This window comes from Aeromonas sp. PI_26 (genome assembly GCF_027854445.1).
GTDB classification, from domain to species: Bacteria; Pseudomonadota; Gammaproteobacteria; order Enterobacterales; family Aeromonadaceae; genus Aeromonas; species Aeromonas veronii.
Genome location: NZ_JAJNOE010000003.1, coordinates 278,093 through 297,163, shown reverse-complemented (window position 1 = coordinate 297,163; position 19,071 = coordinate 278,093). Strand labels below are relative to the sequence as shown.

17 protein-coding genes are annotated in these 19,071 nt (G+C 58.6%); 10 read left to right on the top strand and 7 right to left on the bottom strand.

Features of this window, described 5'->3' with window-relative positions; all coding sequences use genetic code 11:
• The coding region (locus LRL22_RS06125; protein ID WP_270904957.1) for a DDE-type integrase/transposase/recombinase at positions 1-547 on the top strand (547 nt) is incomplete at its 5' end.
• 91 nt (positions 548-638) lie between these two features.
• Here LRL22_RS06125 and LRL22_RS06120 read toward each other — a convergent pair.
• The 5 genes from LRL22_RS06120 to cra all read right to left on the bottom strand — a co-directional run bounded on the left by LRL22_RS06120 (position 639) and on the right by cra (position 5,566).
• A complete protein-coding gene (locus LRL22_RS06120) occupies positions 639-1,289 on the bottom strand; it encodes a hypothetical protein (protein WP_042053718.1) in 651 nt (216 codons plus the stop codon).
• A gap of 116 nt (positions 1,290-1,405) precedes the next feature.
• A complete protein-coding gene (locus tag LRL22_RS06115) occupies positions 1,406-1,792 on the bottom strand; it encodes an MAPEG family protein (protein WP_270904956.1) in 387 nt (128 codons plus the stop codon).
• 219 nt (positions 1,793-2,011) lie between these two features.
• On the bottom strand, positions 2,012-2,569 hold the full coding sequence (locus LRL22_RS06110) for a hypothetical protein (protein ID WP_005333187.1): 558 nt from the start codon (positions 2,567-2,569) through the stop codon (positions 2,012-2,014).
• A 252-nt stretch (positions 2,570-2,821) separates the two neighbouring features.
• A complete protein-coding gene (locus LRL22_RS06105; protein ID WP_139429128.1) occupies positions 2,822-4,015 on the bottom strand; it encodes an aromatic amino acid transport family protein in 1,194 nt (397 codons plus the stop codon).
• Positions 4,016-4,579: 564 nt separating this feature from the next.
• Positions 4,580-5,566, bottom strand: a complete 987-nt coding sequence (gene cra, locus LRL22_RS06100; RefSeq protein ID WP_227273624.1) for a catabolite repressor/activator — start codon at positions 5,564-5,566, stop codon at positions 4,580-4,582.
• Positions 5,567-5,862: 296 nt separating this feature from the next.
• On the opposite strand from cra, the gene fruB reads away from it, so the two are divergent.
• From fruB to fruA, 3 genes are read left to right on the top strand one after another with little or no spacing between them, the layout of a single operon-like run.
• The gene (gene fruB, locus LRL22_RS06095) at positions 5,863-6,963 is read left to right on the top strand and encodes a fused PTS fructose transporter subunit IIA/HPr protein (protein ID WP_270904955.1); all 1,101 of its coding nucleotides are present in this window, start codon (positions 5,863-5,865) and stop codon (positions 6,961-6,963) included.
• On the top strand, positions 6,963-7,952 hold the full coding sequence (gene pfkB, locus LRL22_RS06090; RefSeq protein WP_270656843.1) for a 1-phosphofructokinase: 990 nt from the start codon (positions 6,963-6,965) through the stop codon (positions 7,950-7,952). Before fruB ends, pfkB begins: the two co-directional genes overlap by 1 nt.
• A complete protein-coding gene (fruA, locus tag LRL22_RS06085; protein ID WP_270904954.1) occupies positions 7,949-9,673 on the top strand; it encodes a PTS fructose transporter subunit IIBC in 1,725 nt (574 codons plus the stop codon). The genes pfkB and fruA overlap by 4 nt, the downstream gene beginning before the upstream one ends.
• A gap of 743 nt (positions 9,674-10,416) precedes the next feature.
• Here the strand turns inward: fruA and rne are convergent.
• Entirely contained in the window at positions 10,417-13,509 is a 3,093-nt protein-coding gene (rne, locus tag LRL22_RS06080) for a ribonuclease E (RefSeq protein WP_270904953.1), read from the bottom strand.
• 413 nt (positions 13,510-13,922) lie between these two features.
• Between rne and rluC the strand changes: the two genes are divergently transcribed.
• Positions 13,923-14,867, top strand: a complete 945-nt coding sequence (gene rluC, locus LRL22_RS06075; protein ID WP_270904952.1) for a 23S rRNA pseudouridine(955/2504/2580) synthase RluC — start codon at positions 13,923-13,925, stop codon at positions 14,865-14,867.
• The gene (locus tag LRL22_RS06070) at positions 14,867-15,529 is read left to right on the top strand and encodes an HAD-IA family hydrolase (protein ID WP_270904951.1); all 663 of its coding nucleotides are present in this window, start codon (positions 14,867-14,869) and stop codon (positions 15,527-15,529) included. Before rluC ends, LRL22_RS06070 begins: the two co-directional genes overlap by 1 nt.
• Before the next feature lie 100 nt (positions 15,530-15,629).
• On the opposite strand, the gene LRL22_RS06065 is transcribed toward LRL22_RS06070, so the two are convergent.
• The gene (locus LRL22_RS06065) at positions 15,630-16,211 is read right to left on the bottom strand and encodes a Maf family protein (RefSeq protein WP_270904950.1); all 582 of its coding nucleotides are present in this window, start codon (positions 16,209-16,211) and stop codon (positions 15,630-15,632) included.
• 119 nt (positions 16,212-16,330) lie between these two features.
• Between LRL22_RS06065 and yceD the strand changes: the two genes are divergently transcribed.
• From yceD to LRL22_RS06045, 4 genes are read left to right on the top strand one after another with little or no spacing between them, the layout of a single operon-like run.
• Complete coding sequence (gene yceD / locus LRL22_RS06060; RefSeq protein WP_043850932.1) at positions 16,331-16,852, top strand: 23S rRNA accumulation protein YceD; 522 nt, start codon at positions 16,331-16,333, stop codon at positions 16,850-16,852.
• A gap of 19 nt (positions 16,853-16,871) precedes the next feature.
• The gene (rpmF, locus tag LRL22_RS06055) at positions 16,872-17,039 is read left to right on the top strand and encodes a 50S ribosomal protein L32 (protein ID WP_005300935.1); all 168 of its coding nucleotides are present in this window, start codon (positions 16,872-16,874) and stop codon (positions 17,037-17,039) included.
• Between the two features lie 9 nt (positions 17,040-17,048).
• Positions 17,049-18,068 carry a phosphate acyltransferase PlsX gene (plsX, locus tag LRL22_RS06050; RefSeq protein ID WP_005351844.1) on the top strand — a complete coding sequence of 340 codons (1,020 nt, stop codon included), beginning with the start codon at positions 17,049-17,051 and terminating at the stop codon, positions 18,066-18,068.
• Between the two features lie 7 nt (positions 18,069-18,075).
• Positions 18,076-19,035 (top strand): beta-ketoacyl-ACP synthase III, encoded by a 960-nt coding sequence (locus tag LRL22_RS06045; RefSeq protein WP_040065495.1) that lies wholly within the window; start codon positions 18,076-18,078, stop codon positions 19,033-19,035.
• Positions 19,036-19,071 lie beyond the last annotated feature (36 nt).

The window sequence follows — 19,071 nt, the reverse complement described above, 5'->3', positions numbered from 1 at the left end:
GCAGGGTCAGGAGGATGGCGGGCTCAAGGTCGGGCGTGACAGGCTGTTTCAAATATTGGCCGAGCACCGCCTGCTGGTGCAGCCCAGACGGGCGTATCACAAGACCACCCACAGTTTTCACCGTTTCTACCGTCATCCCAACTTGCTCAAGGCGGGACCAGAGCAGGTCACACCGGTGGCCCCGGAACAGGTCTGGGTCGCAGATATCACCTATCTGCCAGCCAGGAGCGGGCCGCTGTACCTGAGCCTGGTGACGGATGCGTACTCACGCAAGATAGTGGGCCATCACGTGCACGAAGGGATGCATGCCGAATCGGTGGCGATGGCGTTCAAGAAAGCACTGAAGCAACGGCGTGGCGGCGGTGAACTCATCCATCACTCGGACCGCGGCGTGCAGTATTGCTCGGGGCTGTATCAGTCATTACATGAACGGTACGGGGTGAAATGCTCGATGACGGATGGGGAAGCAGTAGATATTTACAACGAGGAGCGGCCGCATCATGCGTTGAAATACAGAACCCCCGATGCGGTACATAGGAGGTTCTGAGTGGAGTAACGCTAGCCGAAAATGTGTAAACCTATTTCAGGACTAGACATCAGCCATGTAATCGGCACTGTGTGGTGCTGCGAGAACCGCGCTAGATGGCGGAGAGGTACTGCTTTTGCATTGCCAGCCAGCGGCCGTTATTAATAAACGCCAGCTGTACCTTGAGCAGGGCCGCAATTTCCGCCCGGTGCTTTTTATCGAGGTAGAGAAAGACCTGCTCTTTGGTGATCTTCTGCCAGGGGGACGCCAGTGCAGGTTGAGAGGCGGGGCGCATCTTGATGAGCCAGTCCACTTTGCCTCGATGCAGTTGGGCAAGCCCCTGCTTCTCATCGTTCAACCAGATGACCTGATAGTTGCCGAGGAAGCGCTCGCACCACTGGATGCCACGCAGGCAGCCAATCACGGTACCCTTGGCAGGGGGCCAGCTCGGGTTATCCCTTGGCTGACCATAAATCGCCGCCTCCGAGATGGGGGCACCGATCTGCAGCAAGTGGGGATAGGTCTGATCAAAGCCCTTGATCCGGGCCATATCGCCATCGACGGCATGGTCTGCCTCAATCAACTTTTCGCAGCGGGCATAGGTGCAGGGGATCAACTGAAAGTCGATGCCGGCCCGGCCAAACCAGTCATGAATAAAAGGGCGCAATATCGCAGTGTGTTCGACCGCTGCCGCCAGCTTTAGCGGGGTTGCGTGGGCAACGGGAGTCAGCCCGACAAGCAGTAACCAGCCAATCCACTTCATATAGCACTCCTGAATCGGGCTTGTTTAAGCAGCACTGTTGCGACTATCTGTGCAGTGAAGAATAGCCGATGGGGATGGCTGCCAGACCGCTTCGCCAGCTATTCGTGACGGCCGGGTCAGGGGAGCAGCGCCGTGAGCAGGATATGGGCCGCGCTCACCAGGATCACTGTGAAGGTCAGCCCCATTCCCGCCACTCGATAACGGAAGTTCTCCGGCGTGCGGCTCATGCCAAATGCATGGCAGAGGCGGCCAAGCAGCAAGGCGCTCCCCAGCAGATGGATAAGCCAGGGGGCATGGCTGCCGGTTTCAACGAAATAGATCAGCAGCAGGGCGAGGGGGACATACTCGGCAAAGTTGGCATGCACCCGCATGGCGCGCAACATGGCGGGGTCATCCCCATGCCCCAGCGCCACCTTGCGGCTATGGCGGGTGCGAATGGTACGAATGCTCAGCAACACGAACAGCAGGGCGAGCAGGGCCGCGTAAACAGGCAGTATGATCATGGTATCTGGCTCCTTGTGTGATGATATCGAGTGGCTGGTGTTGAGAGGCGCGATATTGCTCGGCATCTCAATGGTTTGCCTTGAGGGTAGCAGCAAACTGCGTTAGCACGACCGTCATCTATTCACTTGCCATCTGCCAAGCGCAGGCGCAAAAAAACAGCCCTGCCGAGGTGGCAGGGCTGTATTTTGACCGTGTTGATGGTGGGCTGTGCCCCGTCATTACCCCTCGTAAGGGAGGGAGGAGTGGTGTAGCACGATACGCACCTTGCCATCATCCCCCTTCTTGAAACCCCAGGTCTTGTCGACTGTAGTTTCCTTGTTGTCGCGATCTACCAGATGCACCTTGCCCATGGTCAGCGCCATGTCGCCGTTGATATAGACGGCGGCATTGTCATAGCGATAGCTCTGCCAGTTTTTCAGGGCGAAGCCGCTATCGGCCGGATAGGCGCTGTTGTTGCCGACAAAGTAGGCCAGCGCCCCCTCGCGGTTGGTGCGAAAGGTCTGCTCGCCACCGGCGAGGGTGGGTTTGAACAGCACTGGCCCCTGCTGGTAGCCATAGGCGCTGTCGAGCACCGACTCGGCGGTCGCCTTGGCGCGCTCAATCCCACCGGCACGATAGTCATCGCTGATCTTGATGAGCGCCGCGCCCCAACCATCCTGCGCGGCCTTGATCTCCGCCTCGGTAATATTGTTGTTGGCGATTTCGGCGGCGCTAAGTGCGCCGCTGGCGGCAAGCAGGACGAGGGCAAGGGTGCTCTTCTTGAGGTGCAACATCATTGTTTTAAGACTCCTGATAGCGATAAACGAGCGGGCAGTGTAGCGAAGGGGCATGAACGGTTTTTGAACTGATTATTCAGGGTTGGGTAGTAAAAAGGTCGGTATATAGCTGAAGGTTTGGGTGTTTGTTTGGTAAGGGGCGCACTCTTAATTAATGGCGGATGCCTGTATCCACTTGATTTTTTTTCCAACAAAAAGCCCCGTCAAGTTAATTGGCGGGGCTTGGCTATTTGGGGCGTTTAGTATCGGGGATTACAGCGCTGGCAGCATTCCAAGGCTGACGCTGATTTGGACGCCAACAATCAGCACGCCCATGGCGGCGGCCACTCCTAGCGCCACTACGCCACCCGGGGCACGGTAGTGGTGGGCAGGCGCCTGTTTGCGGCTCTGCCACACCAGCGCCACCGGCAGCAGCACCGCGAGGATGGCCAGCGCAATGGCAGCGTAGCCCAGCGCCATGATAAAGCCCTGCGGGAAGTAGAGTGCAAACAGCAATGGCGGCACAAAGGTGATAAGACCTGTCTGAGTGCGGCCCTGCCAGTTATCCTTGCGGCGGGTTACCTTGGCCATAAAGTCGAACAGTCCCAGCGTCACCCCGAGGAAGGAGGTGGCGAGCGCCAGATCGGCAAACAGGTGCATCGCCTGATTAAACGCAGGCCAGCTCACCAGTTTGCCAACGTTGGCCAGCAGGCTGTCCAGCGCACCACCGGTTTGCAGCAGGGCTTGCTGGCCGAGCAGACCGAGGATTGCTACCTGCCACAGCACATAGAGGATCAGCGGCAGGGCTGAGCCCCAGACAAAGACTCGGCGCAACTGCTTGGGGCAGTCACCGAGGTAGAGCATCACGCTCGGAATGGAGCCGTGAAAGCCAAACGAGGTGAAGATGACCGGCAGGCCCGCCAGCAACAGGCCCTGACCCAGCGGCATCGAGAGCAGATGCTGCCCTTCGGTGCGGGGCAGCAGCAACGCCAGCACCACCACCATGATCACCAGTTTGACGGTGAACATCAGCCGGTTGAGGTAATCCACCGAGCGGGTGCCAACACAGACCATGCCGCCAAACAGCAGGGTAAAGGCCCAGGCGGCCTGCTCCTGGCTGAGGGTCATGCCCGCATCGGCCAGCGCCTGTGCCAGCAGGCTGCTGCCACCGCTGATGTAGGCGGAGGCGAGCGAGTAGAACAGCATCAGGATACAGAAGGAGGCGATGCGCTTGCCCCAGGGGCCGAGCAGATGATCCGCCAGCTGGTGCAGGTACCACTTGCCGGTGTTGAGGCTCGCTTCTACTTGCAGCATGGCGGTGAAGGCCATCAGGGCCCAGAGGCCGACCATCAGCAGCAGGGTGGCGGGGCCGCCGAGGGAGGAGGAGGCCAGCGGCAGGGCCAGCATGCCGGCACCTATGGTGGTGCCGGCAATCAACAGGGTACAACCCAGAGTTTTGGTATTCATGTTATCCATCCGAACGTAGTGGTGTCAGTGCAAACAGGCGATGTCAGCATTGACGTCAACAAGAGGGGGCCAATTGGCGTTATCAGAAGGTGCCTCCGGGGATAGGGCCGGAGGCTAGCAATATCGGAACGGGAACATCTGTACCTAAAACCTGTCAGTTGTAAAAGATGGTTGCCACGTTAGCGGATCAAAATAGCGGAAACAACCCCTTTTATACGGATCTTGTGCTGGCTTGTGGCAACAAGTGGAAATAAATGATGACAGTGATGGCTAATTGCAGAAAAAATCACCGAAAAATGACTGGCAGGGGCTCATTGATACAGGTCAGCCAAGTGGTTGCTGCACGGATGGCGGAGTGCCTTGTCGTGGCGTTGGCGTTGGCGTTTAGTTGCGGGGTGAAAGGAGTGTGGAGGCCGGTTGTTTAGTCGGCCAGACGGTAGAGAAAGCAAAGCGGGCGGGTAGGGTTGTGGGGGAAAACAATAAGGCTGCCGATGCTGGCAGCCTTATTGTCATCTGTTCGCTTTACCCACCCATTGACAGCAAATCGGGTCTGCAGCGGTCAGGTTAGCGACGGCGCTTGAGGGTGCGGCTCACATAGTGCAGCCCGCTCTGGTATTCGCCGTTCACCGCCTTGAGCGCTAGCTCCAGCGCCTGGCTCGCCAGCGCGTCGTGCTGCTGGGGCAGGGAGTTGATGCCAAAGGGGAGGAAGTCAAGCAGGCGATCGTCCCCGAAGGTGGCCATGGCGAGCTGGCTCATATCGATCTCTTGTTCCAACAGGTAGTCGAGTACCCCCTCCATCAGGATATAGGAAGTAGTGATCAGCGCTTCGGGCAGCTGACCCAGCTGCTGGTGCAGATCCTTGATCAGGCGATACCCCTCAAGGCGGGAGAAGTGATCCCCCTCGCACAGATGGCGAGCCGCGCTGTGACTGGCGACCGCCTGCTCGAAACCCGCTTTGCGCTCCTGACTGATCGTGAGTGCTGGCAGCGCAGTGATCAAGGCGATATGGCGCAAGGTCGGGGTGAGCAGGGAGCTGGTGAGATCAAAGCTCGCTTTCTCGTTTTCACTGGCGACGGTGACGAACTTGTCGGCTGCCATCGCCCGGTCGATGGCGAGGATTTGGCTGCCCTGCGCCTGCAATTTACCGTAAAAGGGGTCGTCTGGCGGCAGGCAACTGGCCACCAGCAGGGCGTCCACATGGCGGCTCACCAGCATCTGGGCCAGCTCTTTTTCTGTGGCGGGCTCATCCTCCGAGCAGACGATGAGCAGCTGATAGCCCTGCGCCCGGGCCCCCTGTTCCAGCCGTTTGGCCAGCTTGGCGTAACTGGCGTTCTCAAGGTCGGGCAGGATAAAGCCCAGGGTCTTGGTCTGGCCGCCACGCAGGGAGGCGGCGCGGCTGTCAGGCTGGTAGTTGTGGGCGGTGACCACGGCCATCACCTTGTCGCGGGTGGCCTGACTGATGCGGTATTGGTCGGCCTTGCCATTGATCACATAGCTTGCCGTGGTGCGCGAGACACCGGCGAGGGCGGCGATTTCATCCAGTTTCATCATATTGGCTCTGTTTGAGTTGCAAGGCCCACGGTCACTGCCGGGTGAGGGCACCGAAAAGTGTGCGCGGGATCATATCATTGAAAAGCACTCTTTGTGGGTACTTGATCAATTCGCTGAAACGATTCAGTCTGAGTGTAAGTGAAACGATTCAGCCTGTCAGCAACGAAGAGACCCAGTGGCCTGAAAATCGGGCCCCGATCACAGTGAACCGTGTTCGGGTCTATTGTCAGCTGGCGAGTTATCCGAATGTTCAATTGTGACGTACCGGCGCGGCCGGAACCTGATGGAGAGTCTCTATGTTGAAGTTGGCGCGAGAGCAGATCTTGCTGGGACAGTCGGTGGCAACCAAGTCGGACGCCATTGCCCTGCTGGCAGGCAAACTGACCGAAGCCGGTCTGGTGGAAGCGGGCTATGTGGATGGGATGCTGGCCCGTGAAGCGCAGCATGCCACCTATCTTGGCAGCGGCATCGCCATTCCCCACGGCACCACCGATACCCGTCATCTGGTGAAGAGCACAGGCGTCATGGTGGCCCAGTTCCCCAATGGTATCGAGTGGGATGAGGGGCAGATCGCCTATGTCGCCATCGGCATCGCCGCCAAGTCCGACGAGCATCTGGGCATTTTGCGCCAGCTCACCCATGTGCTGGGTGACGAGCAGGCGGCAGCTCAGCTCAAAGAGGCCACCGATGCCGACACCATCATCAACATCCTGACCGGTGCCACTGCCGCCAAAGAGGTGCAATACCTGACCCTGGCTGACTTCCCGGCCGATGATCGCGACCAACTGCTGCTGGGAGCAGCCGCCCGCGCCAAATCGGCGGGCTGGGGCGATGCTGCCATGGTGAGCGCGCTGCTGACAAGCGATCCCGCCTATCTGGGTGAGGGCGTCTGGCTGGCCCGGGCGCAAGCGGCCCAGACTGGCTGGGTGCTGGCAACGCCCAGCAGCGAACTTCGCGCAGGGGATCTGCCGGTCAGCGCCATGCTACTGCTGTGCGCCGCAGATAGCGGCCATCTGTCGCAACTGGAGAATCTGGCCAAACTGGCGGCCGCTGGTCAGCTGGCAATGCTGGCGGGTGGCGAGGGGCTTGCCATGTTGCAGGCAGGGCCAGCGAGCGGTCTTAGTGAAACCTTCACCATCATCAACCCTCACGGCCTGCACGCCCGTCCGGGCGCCATGCTGGTCAAGGTGGCCAAAGAGTTTGAATCAGATATCCGGGTTGCCAATCTGGATGGTAGCGGCGAGGCAGTCTCCGCCAAGAGCCTGATGAAGGTGATCGGCCTTGGGGTCAAGTGCGGTCACCGTCTGGCATTTCGCGCCGAAGGTGCAGATGCCGAAGCGGCTCTCAAGGGGATCGGTGAGGCCATTGCCGGAGGTCTGGGCGAGGGGGCGCATTGATGAAGATTGTCACCATTACCCTCAACCCCGCCCTTGATCTCACCACCCGTCTTGAGGCGATGAGCCTTGGCGAGGTCAATCTGGTGAGCGAGGCCAACCTGCGCGCGGCAGGCAAGGGGATCAACGTTGCCATGGTGCTCAAGGATCTGGGCCGCGACGTGGGCGTCACCGGTTGGCTGGGCGCTGACAATGAACAGAGTTTTGTCTCCCTGTTTGCCGAGCGCGCGCTGGATGATCACTTTGTCCGTGTCGCGGGCAGCACCCGCATCAACGTCAAGATCTCCGAGCTATCCGGTCGGGTCACCGATCTTAATCTGCCGGGGCTCACCATCCAGCAAGGGGAAGTGAGCGCGCTGGAGCAGGCCATCGACGAGTTGGCTCCGCATGCAGAGTGGTTCGTGCTGGCGGGCAGCCTGCCCAAAGGGGTGGCTCCCGATTACTGTGCCCATCTGATCCGCCTGCTCAAGGCCAAGGGCAAGCAGGTGATCTTCGATTGCAGCGGCGCGGCCTTAAGCGAAGGGATCAAGGCGGCGCCGACTCTGGTCAAACCCAATCTGGAGGAGCTGAGCCAGTGGGCGGATCGCCCCATCAAGACCCTGAGCGAGCAGGCCGAGTGTGCCCGCGCGCTGCAGGCCAGCGGGATCCCCCACGTGGTGATCTCCAACGGCGCCGATGGCCTGATCTGGTTTGCCCCGGATGCCGTTTGGCAAGCCATTCCGCCGCGGATGCAGGTGGTCAGTACCGTGGGTGCTGGCGATTCTCTGGTGGCAGGTCTCGCCCATGGTCTGAGCCTTGGCTGGGCGCCGGAGCAGACCCTGCGGCTGGCTACCGCCGTCTCGGCTCTGGCGGTCAGTCAGGTGGCGGTCGGTTTTAACGATATAAATGTGCTCAACCCCTTACTTGAACAGGTGCGCGTACAGCCTCTGGATGAGCTGGCACCGGTTCAATGCCATACCCCCTCAATGGAAAACTCAGGAGATGCCCAATGAAAGCAATTCTGGTTACGGCTTGCCCGGCGGGCATAGCCACCAGCTTTCTCGCTGCCAAACGGATAGAACAGCAGGCCAAACTGGCTGGCTGGGAGCTCACCCTCGATGTCGGCTCCAGCGTGCAACCCCGCCAGGTGCCGAGCAAGGAGCAGATTGCCGCCGCCGACCTGGTGCTGGTTGTCGCCAGTGCTCCGGTGGATCTCGCGGTCTATGATGGCAAGCGAGTCTATCAGGGGAGCATGGATCTTGCCCTGCAGGATCCGGCCGCCTTGCTGGAAGCCGCCACCAGCGGTGCCAGCCTCTATCGCCATCAAGCCGTGCCTGCTGCTGCCAAACCCGCCGCCGCTGGCAAGCGCATCGTGGCGGTGACTGCGTGCCCGACCGGGGTGGCCCACACCTTTATGTCGGCAGAAGCGCTGGAGACCATGGCCAAACAGCTGGGTTATCAGATCCGCGTTGAGACCCAAGGCTCGGTCGGTGCCCAGAATGCCCTGACCGCCGAGGAGATTGCCGCTGCCGATCTGGTATTCCTCGCCACCGATATCGAGGTGGACATGGCCCGTTTCGATGGCAAGCCGGTCTATCGCACCAGCACTGGCGCGGCGCTCAAGAAAACCCGTGCCGAGCTGGACAAGGCGTGGAACGAGGCGACACTCTATCGCCACAGCGGTGCCAGCCAAGCCAAGAAAGAGGAAAAAGCCGGCCCCTACAAGCACCTGTTGACCGGTGTATCCTTCATGCTGCCCATGGTGGTGGCGGGCGGCCTTATCATCGCGCTCTCGTTTGTGTTCGGTATCGAAGCGTTCAAGGTGGAAGGCACTCTGGCCGCCGCTCTGATGAAGATCGGTGGTGGCTCCGCCTTTGCCCTGATGATCCCGGTGCTGGCCGGCTACATTGCCTACTCCATCGCTGACCGCCCGGGTCTCGCCCCCGGCATGATCGGCGGTATGCTGGCAAGCTCGCTGGGCGCCGGTTTCCTTGGCGGCATCGTGGCCGGTTTCCTGGCCGGTTATAGTGCCAAGTACCTGAGTGACAAGGTGCGCCTGCCGGTGACCCTGGAAGCGCTCAAGCCCATCCTGATCATTCCGCTGTTTGCCAGCCTCTTTACCGGCCTGGTGATGATCTACGTGGTGGGTGGCCCGGTGGCCGGCATCATGAATGCCATGACCGAGTTCCTCAACAACATGGGCTCTGCCAACGCCGTGCTGCTGGGTGTCATCATCGGCGCCATGATGTGCTTCGACATGGGTGGCCCGGTCAACAAGGCAGCCTACGCCTTCGGGGTCGGTCTGCTGGCCTCCAAAACCTATGCCCCGATGGCTGCGGTGATGGCCGCTGGTATGGTGCCGGCACTGGGGATGGGGATCGCCACCTTCCTGGCCCGTACCAAGTTCATCAAGGCGGAGCAGGAAGCGGGCAAAGCCTCCTTCGTGCTGGGCCTGTGCTTTATCTCCGAGGGCGCCATCCCGTTTGCCGCCAAGGATCCGATGCGGGTCATCCCGGCCTGCATGGTCGGCGGTGCCCTGACCGGTGCGCTCTCCATGCTGTTCGGCTGCGAGCTGATGGCACCCCACGGCGGTCTGTTTGTGCTCTTTATCCCGCACGCCATCAGCAACGTTATGATGTATATCGTGGCCATTGCCGCAGGCTCGCTGTTGACCGGTGTCTTCTACGCCATGCTCAAACGCGGCGAAGAGCAGGCCAAGCTGGCAACAGCCTGACAGTTAGTTCTCAATAACAGAAGATGTTCAATGCCGCCCGGTTGCAAAGCCGGGCGGCATTTTTATATGCCTTTAAACAGAATCGTTGAGCAGCGGTTACTGAGGTCTCGCGTATTGGGGCCTGCGTCTTGCTCAGTTTCAACACTTAATTGTGTGGGGAAGGGCCGTAACCAATATCTCATGCATTGATTGTGTTGCCGCTAGGATAGGGGGAAACTGGCGAGCTTTCGGGAAGCAAATCTGTATCAGCGACAGTTACCTATATGTAAATCTGTGTAGATGCAACCTGAGTTGATCATCAGTTGAACAAGACCTGAGGCAGGTTTGCTATATGACAAACCTCCTCAATTCTGCGAAAGGGGGATTCAGGTTTCGGTACAACCGAATGCCTTGGTTGGCAAGTATGCATTGAACCAGAGGGTTCCATATCAAATGGATCTTGAACCCTACACCAGCCCATTGTAGATCGTCATATATACAGTTTTTGTATGCCAACAAACAAGATGTTAAACAGACAAAATCAGTCGGCCTCATGCTGAACATAAGCGCTGAAAAACTGACATTCTCTGTTACGTGAAAAAGTAAACATGAGTTAACGCAGTGTTCAATGATAGAGAGATAACAGACAAAGCGGCTTTGCAGAACATGGGTATTAATGTGTCTGTGAGTGCACAGGGGAAAATAGAAATAAAAAAGCCACACCGGTTGGTGTGGCTTTTGTTTAGGGGATCAACCCGGGTTGCTTAGGGGCGACCGGCCGGGCAGGTGGCCACGTTGACGGCGGCTGTGCTGCCACCATGACGACCTGATGTGCTCACTTCGTTGCGTACCAGCGGCGGGTAGTTAACCGGCTCACGGGCAGGCAGGGCAGGGGCTTCGGCAGGGGTTGCCATCGGGGCGGATGCTTTGCGGGCACGAGCCAGCAGGCCAGCACCGTGAGCTACCTGTTTGGTCACGACCGGAGTCTCTTCCACCGCAACGGCAGCGACAGGTGCCGGGGCTTCGATAACCGCAACTGGCATTTCGACTGCAGCCGGTACAGCTTCCACAACAGGAGTGTTGAGAGCAGGGGCTTCTTCAACAACCTGAGCAGTTTCAACGACTTCAGTGGCAGCCATGTCGACAGCCGGAGCGGCGACAACGGCAACTTCTGGCGCTGCTGCAACCACGACTTCTGCGACAGCGGCAACAACCGGGCTGGCGATCTCATCGGCTTGAGTTGCGTCGACATGGGCAGCAGCCTGCTCGGCCGCTTCTTCAGCAACGGCTTCGACAACCACATGCTCGGTCAGTGCCGCAGAGGCTTGCAGGGCAGCTGCGACTGCTTCAGCGCTCGGGATGGTAACAACAGGCACTACCGGCTCTTCAACCTGCGCTTTGGCAATATCTGCCTGGGCTGCGGTGGTCAGAGTGGTGGTCTCTTGCTGTTCTTCGTCACGCTGGCTGCGGGCATCTTCATTGATGCGCTTGCGGCGCTGACCTTCGATACGCTGGCTGCGCGGAGTGCGGCGTGAACGGCGCTGGCCTTCACTCTGCTCTTCCTGCTCGTTACCCACGGTAGCATCGATCACTTCAGCTTGCGCTGGTACTTCGTCAACCGGCAGGGCAGGGGTGTCAGCAGCGGCGACATCGACGCGGATCTGCTTGCGCAGTTGGCGACGTTCGCGGCGCTCGGCTACTTTCTGCTCTTTCTCCTGACGTGGCTGGGCAGCAGCTGCATCGACGGTATCTACTGCGTCAACAACGACTTCGGCGCGCGGCTCACGGGGAGCACGAGGCTCACGGGCCGGACGTGGCGCACGTTCCTGACGCGGTTCGCGAGGCTCTCGCTCCTGACGGGGTTCACGTTCCATGCGCTGTTCGCTGCGCACTTCGCCACGAGCTTCACGCTCCTGACGAGGTTCGCGCTCTTTGCGGGGACGGCGATTGCGGTTTTCACCAGCTTCGCGGTTGCCACCTTCACGCTTCTCGCCTGCTTCCGCATTGTTGCGGTTGCCACGATTGTCGTCACGACGAGGACGCTGACCACGGCCACGGCCTTCTTCGCGCTGGTGACGCTGACCTTCATCCTTGCGTGCTTCACGAGCTGCAGGTTTCTCGGCGGGAGCTTTCACGTCGGCAGGGGCTGCATCGCTGCTGAACAGGCCGGTAATGCCTTTGATCAGCTTGCTGAAGAAGCCGGCTTCGGCAGGGGCCGCAGCAACGGGAGCCGCCGGCTGTTGCAGTGCAACAGGGGCAGGTTGTGCCGGTTGGGCAAAGCCTTGCAGCAGCGGTTGCTCACGCTCGATCACCTGAGCTTGCTTCGGTTGGTAGACCGGCTTGGCAATCTCGGTTTTCAGCTCGTAGCTGGCCGCTTCCGGGATCTCGTTCTGACGAATGCGGGTTACTTCGTAGTGCGGGGTTTCCAGATGCTGGTTCGGAATGATGTAAACACGCACATCATTGCGCTGCTCCAGACTGGCGATGGCGGCACGTTTCTCGTTAAGCAGATAGGCGGCAACATCCACCGGCACCTGGCCGTGAACCTGCTCGGTGTTGTCCTTCATGGCCTCTTCCTCGATGAGACGCAGGATGGACAGGGCGAGGGATTCGTTGTCACGGATCACGCCTTGACCCTGGCAACGGGGGCAGATATGGCTGCTGGACTCGTTGAGGGAGGGGCGCAGACGCTGGCGAGACATCTCCAGCAGACCGAAACGGGAGATACGGCCCAGCTGGATGCGGGCGCGATCCTGATGAACTGCTTCACGCAGACGGTTTTCTACTTCGCGCTGATGGCGAACCGGCGTCATGTCGATGAAGTCGATAACGATCAGGCCACCCAGGTCGCGCAGACGCAATTGACGGGCAATTTCGTCGGCCGCTTCCAGGTTGGTTTGCAGCGCAGTCTCTTCGATATCGCCGCCCTTGGTGGCGCGGGAGGAGTTGATATCGATGGAGGTCAAAGCTTCGGTCGGATCGATAACGATGCTGCCACCGGAAGGGAGGCGCACTTCACGCTGGAAGGCTGATTCAATCTGGCTCTCAATCTGGAAGTGGTTGAACAGGGCAACTTCACCCTTGTACAGCTTCACACGGTTGAGGAAATCGGGACGTACCAGCTCGATATGGGCCTTGGCGCGTTCGAAAATCACCGGATTGTCGATCAGGATCTCGCCCACATCGCGACGCAGATAGTCACGGATGGCACGCACGATGACGTTGCTCTCCTGATGGATCAGCACCGGCGCAGCGCGCTCCTGGGAGGCTTTGTGGATGGAGTCCCAGTGGTTGAGCAGAACGTTCAGGTCCCACTCCAGCTCTTCTGGCGACTTACCCACTCCTGCGGTACGTACGATCAGGCCCATGCCTTCCGGCACGGTCAATCCGCTCAGGGCTTCTTTCAGTTCAGTCCGCTCATCACCCTCGATACGGCGGGAGATACCACCGGCACGGGGGTTGTTGGGCATCAGTACCAGGTAGCTACCTGCCAGGCTGATAAAGGTGGTGAGGGCTGCACCCTTGGTGCCACGCTCTTCCTTGTCGATCTGGACGATAACTTCCTGACCTTCGCGGACCACTTCTTTGATGTTGGGACGACCCTGATAGGAGTAACCGGAGGGGAAGTAATTGCGGGCGATCTCCTTCAACGGCAGGAAACCGTGGCGCTCGGCGCCGTAGTCGACAAAAGCAGCTTCAAGGCTGGGTTCTACGCGGGTGATCTTACCCTTGTAAATGTTCGCTTTCTTCTGCTCGTGTCCCGGACTTTCAATATCCAAATCGTAGAGCTGTTGTCCGTCAACCAGCGCTACGCGCAACTCCTCTTCTTGAGTTGCGTTGATAAGCATTCTTTTCATTGAGTTCTCATTATTGTGTCATTTTGATTTCCTCCATCTGGGTCCTGCCAGCGCCGGCCTCGGGTCTTCAGCATACTGGGGCAACCTCCCGGTTGGGGTATGCATGAGGCGCAAACTAAGGGCGTTCTGGTCATCACTTCTCGAGAAGGAATGAATAAGGATGCCGAAATGGAGACAAATAAACGGTGATGTTTGTGTTCTCCATGCGTTGTACCTCGCACCCGGGAACCGTCATGTTCTTGTATACACGGTGTTTCGGGATTGGGTGGCATACTTTTTGGCCACTTAGTACAAGGCTTGAACACAATGACAAAACCTTGTTTATTATCCCATTTAAACCTCTTTTATAGCAAGGCGCCATTTTTCAACAAACCATGCAGCCAAGGGGCGCTGGCAGTGTTAAAATCCGCGCCATGACACAGATACAACAACAAGTGCAGCTGCTCACCATCGAAGCTGAGCATGACGGGCAGCGCATCGACAATTTTCTCAAGACTCAGCTAAAGGGCGTCCCCAAGAGCCTGATCTATCGCATCCTTCGTAAAGGCGAAGTGCGAGTAAACAAAAAGCGCATCAAACCGGAGTACAAACTCTGCGCAGGTGACGAGGTGCGGGTTCCTCCCGTACGCGTTGCCGAGAAGAATGAGCTGCCTTCAGCAAATCTGGGCGTTATCCAGCGTCTGGAGAGTCAGATCCTGTTCGAAGACGATGCCATGATCGTGCTGAACAAGCCCTCCGGCATGGCCGTACATGGCGGCAGCGGCCTGAGCTTTGGCGTGATTGAAGGGCTGCGCGCCCTGCGTCCGGAAGCCCGTTTCCTCGAACTGGTTCACCGTCTCGATCGCGATACCTCAGGCGTACTGCTGGTTGCTAAAAAACGCAGCGCCCTGCGCAGCCTGCATGAGCAGTTGCGCGTCAAGACCATGCGCAAGCAGTATCTGGCGCTGGTTCGCGGCAAATGGCAGGCTCACGTCAAGGTGGTTAATGTCCCGCTGCGCAAGAACGATCTGCAGTCTGGCGAACGGGTAGTACGGGTCAGCGCCGATGGCAAGCCATCGGAAACCCGGTTCCGTATCGTGCGTCAATTTGCCGAAGCGACCCTGGTCGAGTGCAGCCCCATCACTGGCCGTACCCACCAGATCCGCGTGCACACCCTGCATGCCGGTCACCCGATCGCCTGTGACGATAAGTACGGTGAAGCGGCGTTTGACGAGAAAATGCGCAGCCAAGGGCTGAAACGGCTCTTTTTGCATGCCTGGAAGCTCAGCTTCACCCATCCGGCCGATGGTCGCGAGATGCAGGTCGAAGCGCCGCTTGCACCTGAACTCGACAACTTCCTCAACGGCTTACCACGCTGATGCAGGATATCCGGCTCGCCATTTTCGATTGGGACGGTACCCTGATGGATTCGGTGGGCCGGATTGTGGCCTGTGTGCAAGGGGCCGCCAGAGATTGTGAGCTGGCGGTACCTGCGCCAGCCCAGATCCGGCAGATCATCGGATTGAGCCTCGATGTCGCCATGTCCCGTCTGTTCCCCTTATGCAGTGGCAGTGGTGCTACCAGCGGTGAGCGCCAGATTGCCGCACTCATCGATCGCTATCGTCATCACTATCTGCACGATGCCACCCCCAGCCCGTTGTTTTCCGGGGCAGGGGAGTTGCTGCATGATTGGCGGTCACGAGGGCTGCAACTGGCCGTCGCGACCGGGAAATCACGCCGTGGGCTGGATCGGGTATTGGATGAGACCGGGCTGCGCCCGTTGTTTGTGACCAGTCGTGGGGCCGATGAGGCTCGCTCCAAGCCTGATCCGCTGATGCTTGAGCAGATCCTGGACGAGCTGGGGCTGTCACCCCGTCAGGCGGTAATGATCGGCGACTCTGTTCACGATATGGCGATGGCCGAGGCAATTGCCATGCCGCGCATTGGCGTTACTTGGGGTGTAGATAGTCGGGATGCCCTCAGTCGTCACGGACCTGTGGCGGTGGTGGACTCCATGACGGCTCTTCGCGTGCTGTTATAGACACCTCTCTTTAAGAGACATCGATCTGATTGATAACAGAAGCCCGGTCTATTGACCGGGCTTTTTATATGCTCGTTCTAGCTTATCTATTCGTCCGCAATCAGGGCAGGGCAATACCGTGGCGCTCCAGCAGCTCGATCAGGCCGATCAGTGGCAGACCGATCAATGCGTTAGGATCGCGCCCCTCCAGCCCCTTGAACAGCACGATGCCCATCCCTTCACATTTGAAGCTGCCTGCACAATTTAGGGGCAATTCAGCTTCTACATAGCGGCGAATGGCGGCTTTATCGAGGTTGCGAAAATGGACGGTGAAAGGTTCCACCAGTTGATGGGCCTCACCGGTTGCGGCATTTACCACGCACAGGCCGGTGTAGAAGGTGACGCTGCGATCTTGAGCCGCCATCAGCTGGGCGATGGCATTGTCGATGGTGCCCGGTTTGCCGAGGATGCGGCCATTGCAGACACACACCTGATCAGAGCCGATGATCAAGCCGTGATCACGATGTCGGGCGATGGCATCAGCCTTGGCACGAGCCAGTCTGGCCACCAGCGCCTCGGCGGATTCGCCAGCCAGTGGTTGCTCATCCACATCGGGGGCGGCACATTCAAAGGGGAGTCCGAGCTTCTCCAGCAGGGCTTTGCGATAGCGAGAAGTTGAGGCGAGGATCAGATTCTGTGGCATAATCGAGTTACCGATGAAAGCGAGTACCGGCATTCTAGGGACTTGTGACGTTAAAATCATCGGCGGTAAGGACTTTTTCCTTTGACTATCAGTTGTTGGACCTATATTATTCGCGCCCTATGCAAAAGGTGAAGTTGCCCGTTAAGGTTGATCCAGTCCGTAGTGCCTTGAAGCTGCTCGATTACATCGGGATAGTGGAAAAGTCGCAGATGCCCAGGCTGGAGGAATCAACCGCTGGCTTGCGGAGTGATATCGAGGTATCGCTGCACTTTGGCAAAGATGTCCAGAAGTTGACCGTTATGAAAGGCACTGCCCATGCCAAGGTTGACCTGGTTTGCCAACGTTGCGGAGAGACTTTCGAGCATCTCTGTGAAGCTGAATTTATCTACACTCCGCTGTTCGAAAGAACAAACGAGGAAGAACTGCCGGAAGCTTATGAGCCCATTGAGTTGGACGAAAACGGCGAGATGGACCTTCATCAAATCCTAGAGGATGAACTCATCCTCTCGTTGCCTCAGGTAGCCATGCATTCTCTGGATGCGTGTCCCCGCGGTAACATGGAGATGACTTGGGGTGAAATCGAACCTGCTGATGAGCGGCCGAATCCCTTTGCAGTTCTTGAAGAGCTTAAACGTAAGTGAATTTAGGAGTTAGCCTACAATGGCCGTACAACAGAACCGTAAAACCCGTGCCAAGCGTGGCATGCGTCGTTCCCACGATGCGCTGACCACCGCTGCCCTGACTGTTGATCAGACCAGTGGCGAAATCCATCGTCGTCACCACGTGACTGCCGATGGTTTCTACCGCGGTAAAAAGGTAATCGCTTAAGGATTGCCTTTGTCTACGCAAACTGTCGCGCTAGACATCATGGGGGGAGATATTGGCCCCTCGGAAACAGTGCCTGCCGCCGTGCAGGCACTGTCTCTTTTACCCCAGCTAAAACTGATCCTGGTCGGCGACCAGCACCAGACCTCTTCTTTGCTGCAGCAACATGGCTTGCTGAATCATCCCCGCGTTCGTTTCGTACATGCATCCCAAGTGGTTGGCATGGGCGATAAACCGATCGTGGCGCTGCGTACTCTGAAAGACTCCTCCATGCGGGTGGTACTCAATCTGGTGAAAGCCGGTGAGGCCGATGCTTGCGTCAGTGCCGGCAATACCGGTGCGTTGATGGCGATGGCCAAGTGCGTGCTCAAATCCCTGCCCGGGGTAGACAGACCAGCCCTTATCAAGGCGCTGCCGACATTGAGCGGCAAACGCACCGTGATGCTGGATCTTGGCGCCAACGTCAGTTGCGATGCCGATACCTTGTTGCAGTTTGCGGTGATGGGCTCTGTCGTGGCCGAAAAGGTAGAAGGGATTGCATCCCCCCGTGTTGCCTTGCTCAACATCGGCGAGGAGGAGATCAAGGGCAATGATCTGGTACGCCACAGTGCCGAATTGTTGCGTCAGTGCCACGCGCTCAATTATGTCGGGTTCGTCGAAGGGGATCGCATCTTCAGCGGCGACAGCGACGTGATCGTCTGCGACGGTTTTGTCGGCAATGTCGCCCTCAAGACAGCAGAAGGGGTGGTGCGGATGATGGCCCAGCTGGCCGGATATCCCCGCAAGAAACGCACTTTTCTTGGCCGGATCGCCGGATTTATGTTCAAACGGCGTTTTTCTTACCTGAACCCCGACCAGTATAACGGGGCAAGTCTGTTAGGATTGCGCGGCATTGTGGTAAAAAGTCATGGGCGGGCCGAACGGCGCGCTCTGTGTAATGCGATCCTGCTGGCCGCACAAGAGGCCAAACATCAACTTCCACTGCAGATAGCAGATCGCCTTGAAGCTGTCTTCTCTGACAGGGATCTATAAGAACTCTATGCATAGCAAAATTCTGGGTACTGGCAGCTATCTGCCGAGTTCAGTGCGTACCAACGCCGATCTCGAGCAGATGGTTGAGACCAGTGATGAGTGGATCGTGGAACGCACCGGTATCCGTGAGCGCCGTATTGCCGGGGCTGACGAGACCGTTGCCACCCTCTCTTACCAGGCCGCCTTGCGCGCCCTGGATGCAGCCGGTCTGACCGCTGCCGATCTCGATATGATAGTGCTGGCCACCACCAGTGCTGAAAATGCCTTCCCGGCTGCTGCCTGCGAGCTGCAGGGGCTGCTCGGCGTACCGGGCATTCCTGCCTTTGACGTGGCTGCTGCCTGCGCAGGCTTTACCTACGCACTCTCCATTGCCGATCAGTTCGTCAAATCCGGGGCCGCCCGCCATGTGTTGGTCGTCGGGGCCGATGTGCTCTCCCGTATGTGCGATCCGCAAGATCGTGGCACCATCATCCTGTTTGGTGATGGGGCAGGGGCCGTGATTGTCGGTGCCAGCGAGACGCCGGGCATCCTCTCTACCCATCTTCATGCCGATGGCCGTTATGGCGAGCTGCTCAAGCTGCCTCATCCCCGTCGTGGCATGCCGGGTGCCGAGCTCGAAGCCTACATGTATATGAAGGGCAACGATGTCTTCAAGGTAGCAGTCACCCGTCTGAGCGAGATCGTAACCGAAACGTTGGCCGCTGCCGGTATCGAGCCGAGCGAGCTGGATTGGCTGGTGCCGCATCAAGCCAACTTCCGCATCATCAGTGCCACCGCCAAGAAGCTGGGTATGAGCCTCGATAAAGTGGTACTGACCCTCGACAAGCACGGCAATACCTCTGCCGCTTCTGTTCCGGTTGCCTTCGACGAAGGGGTGCGGGATGGCCGGATCAAACCGGGTCAGCTGGTTCTGCTGGAGGCCTTTGGCGGCGGTTTCGCCTGGGGCTCGGCGCTGGTTCGCCTTTGATCTTCGGCGGGATGGTGCGCCCATCATCCCGTCACC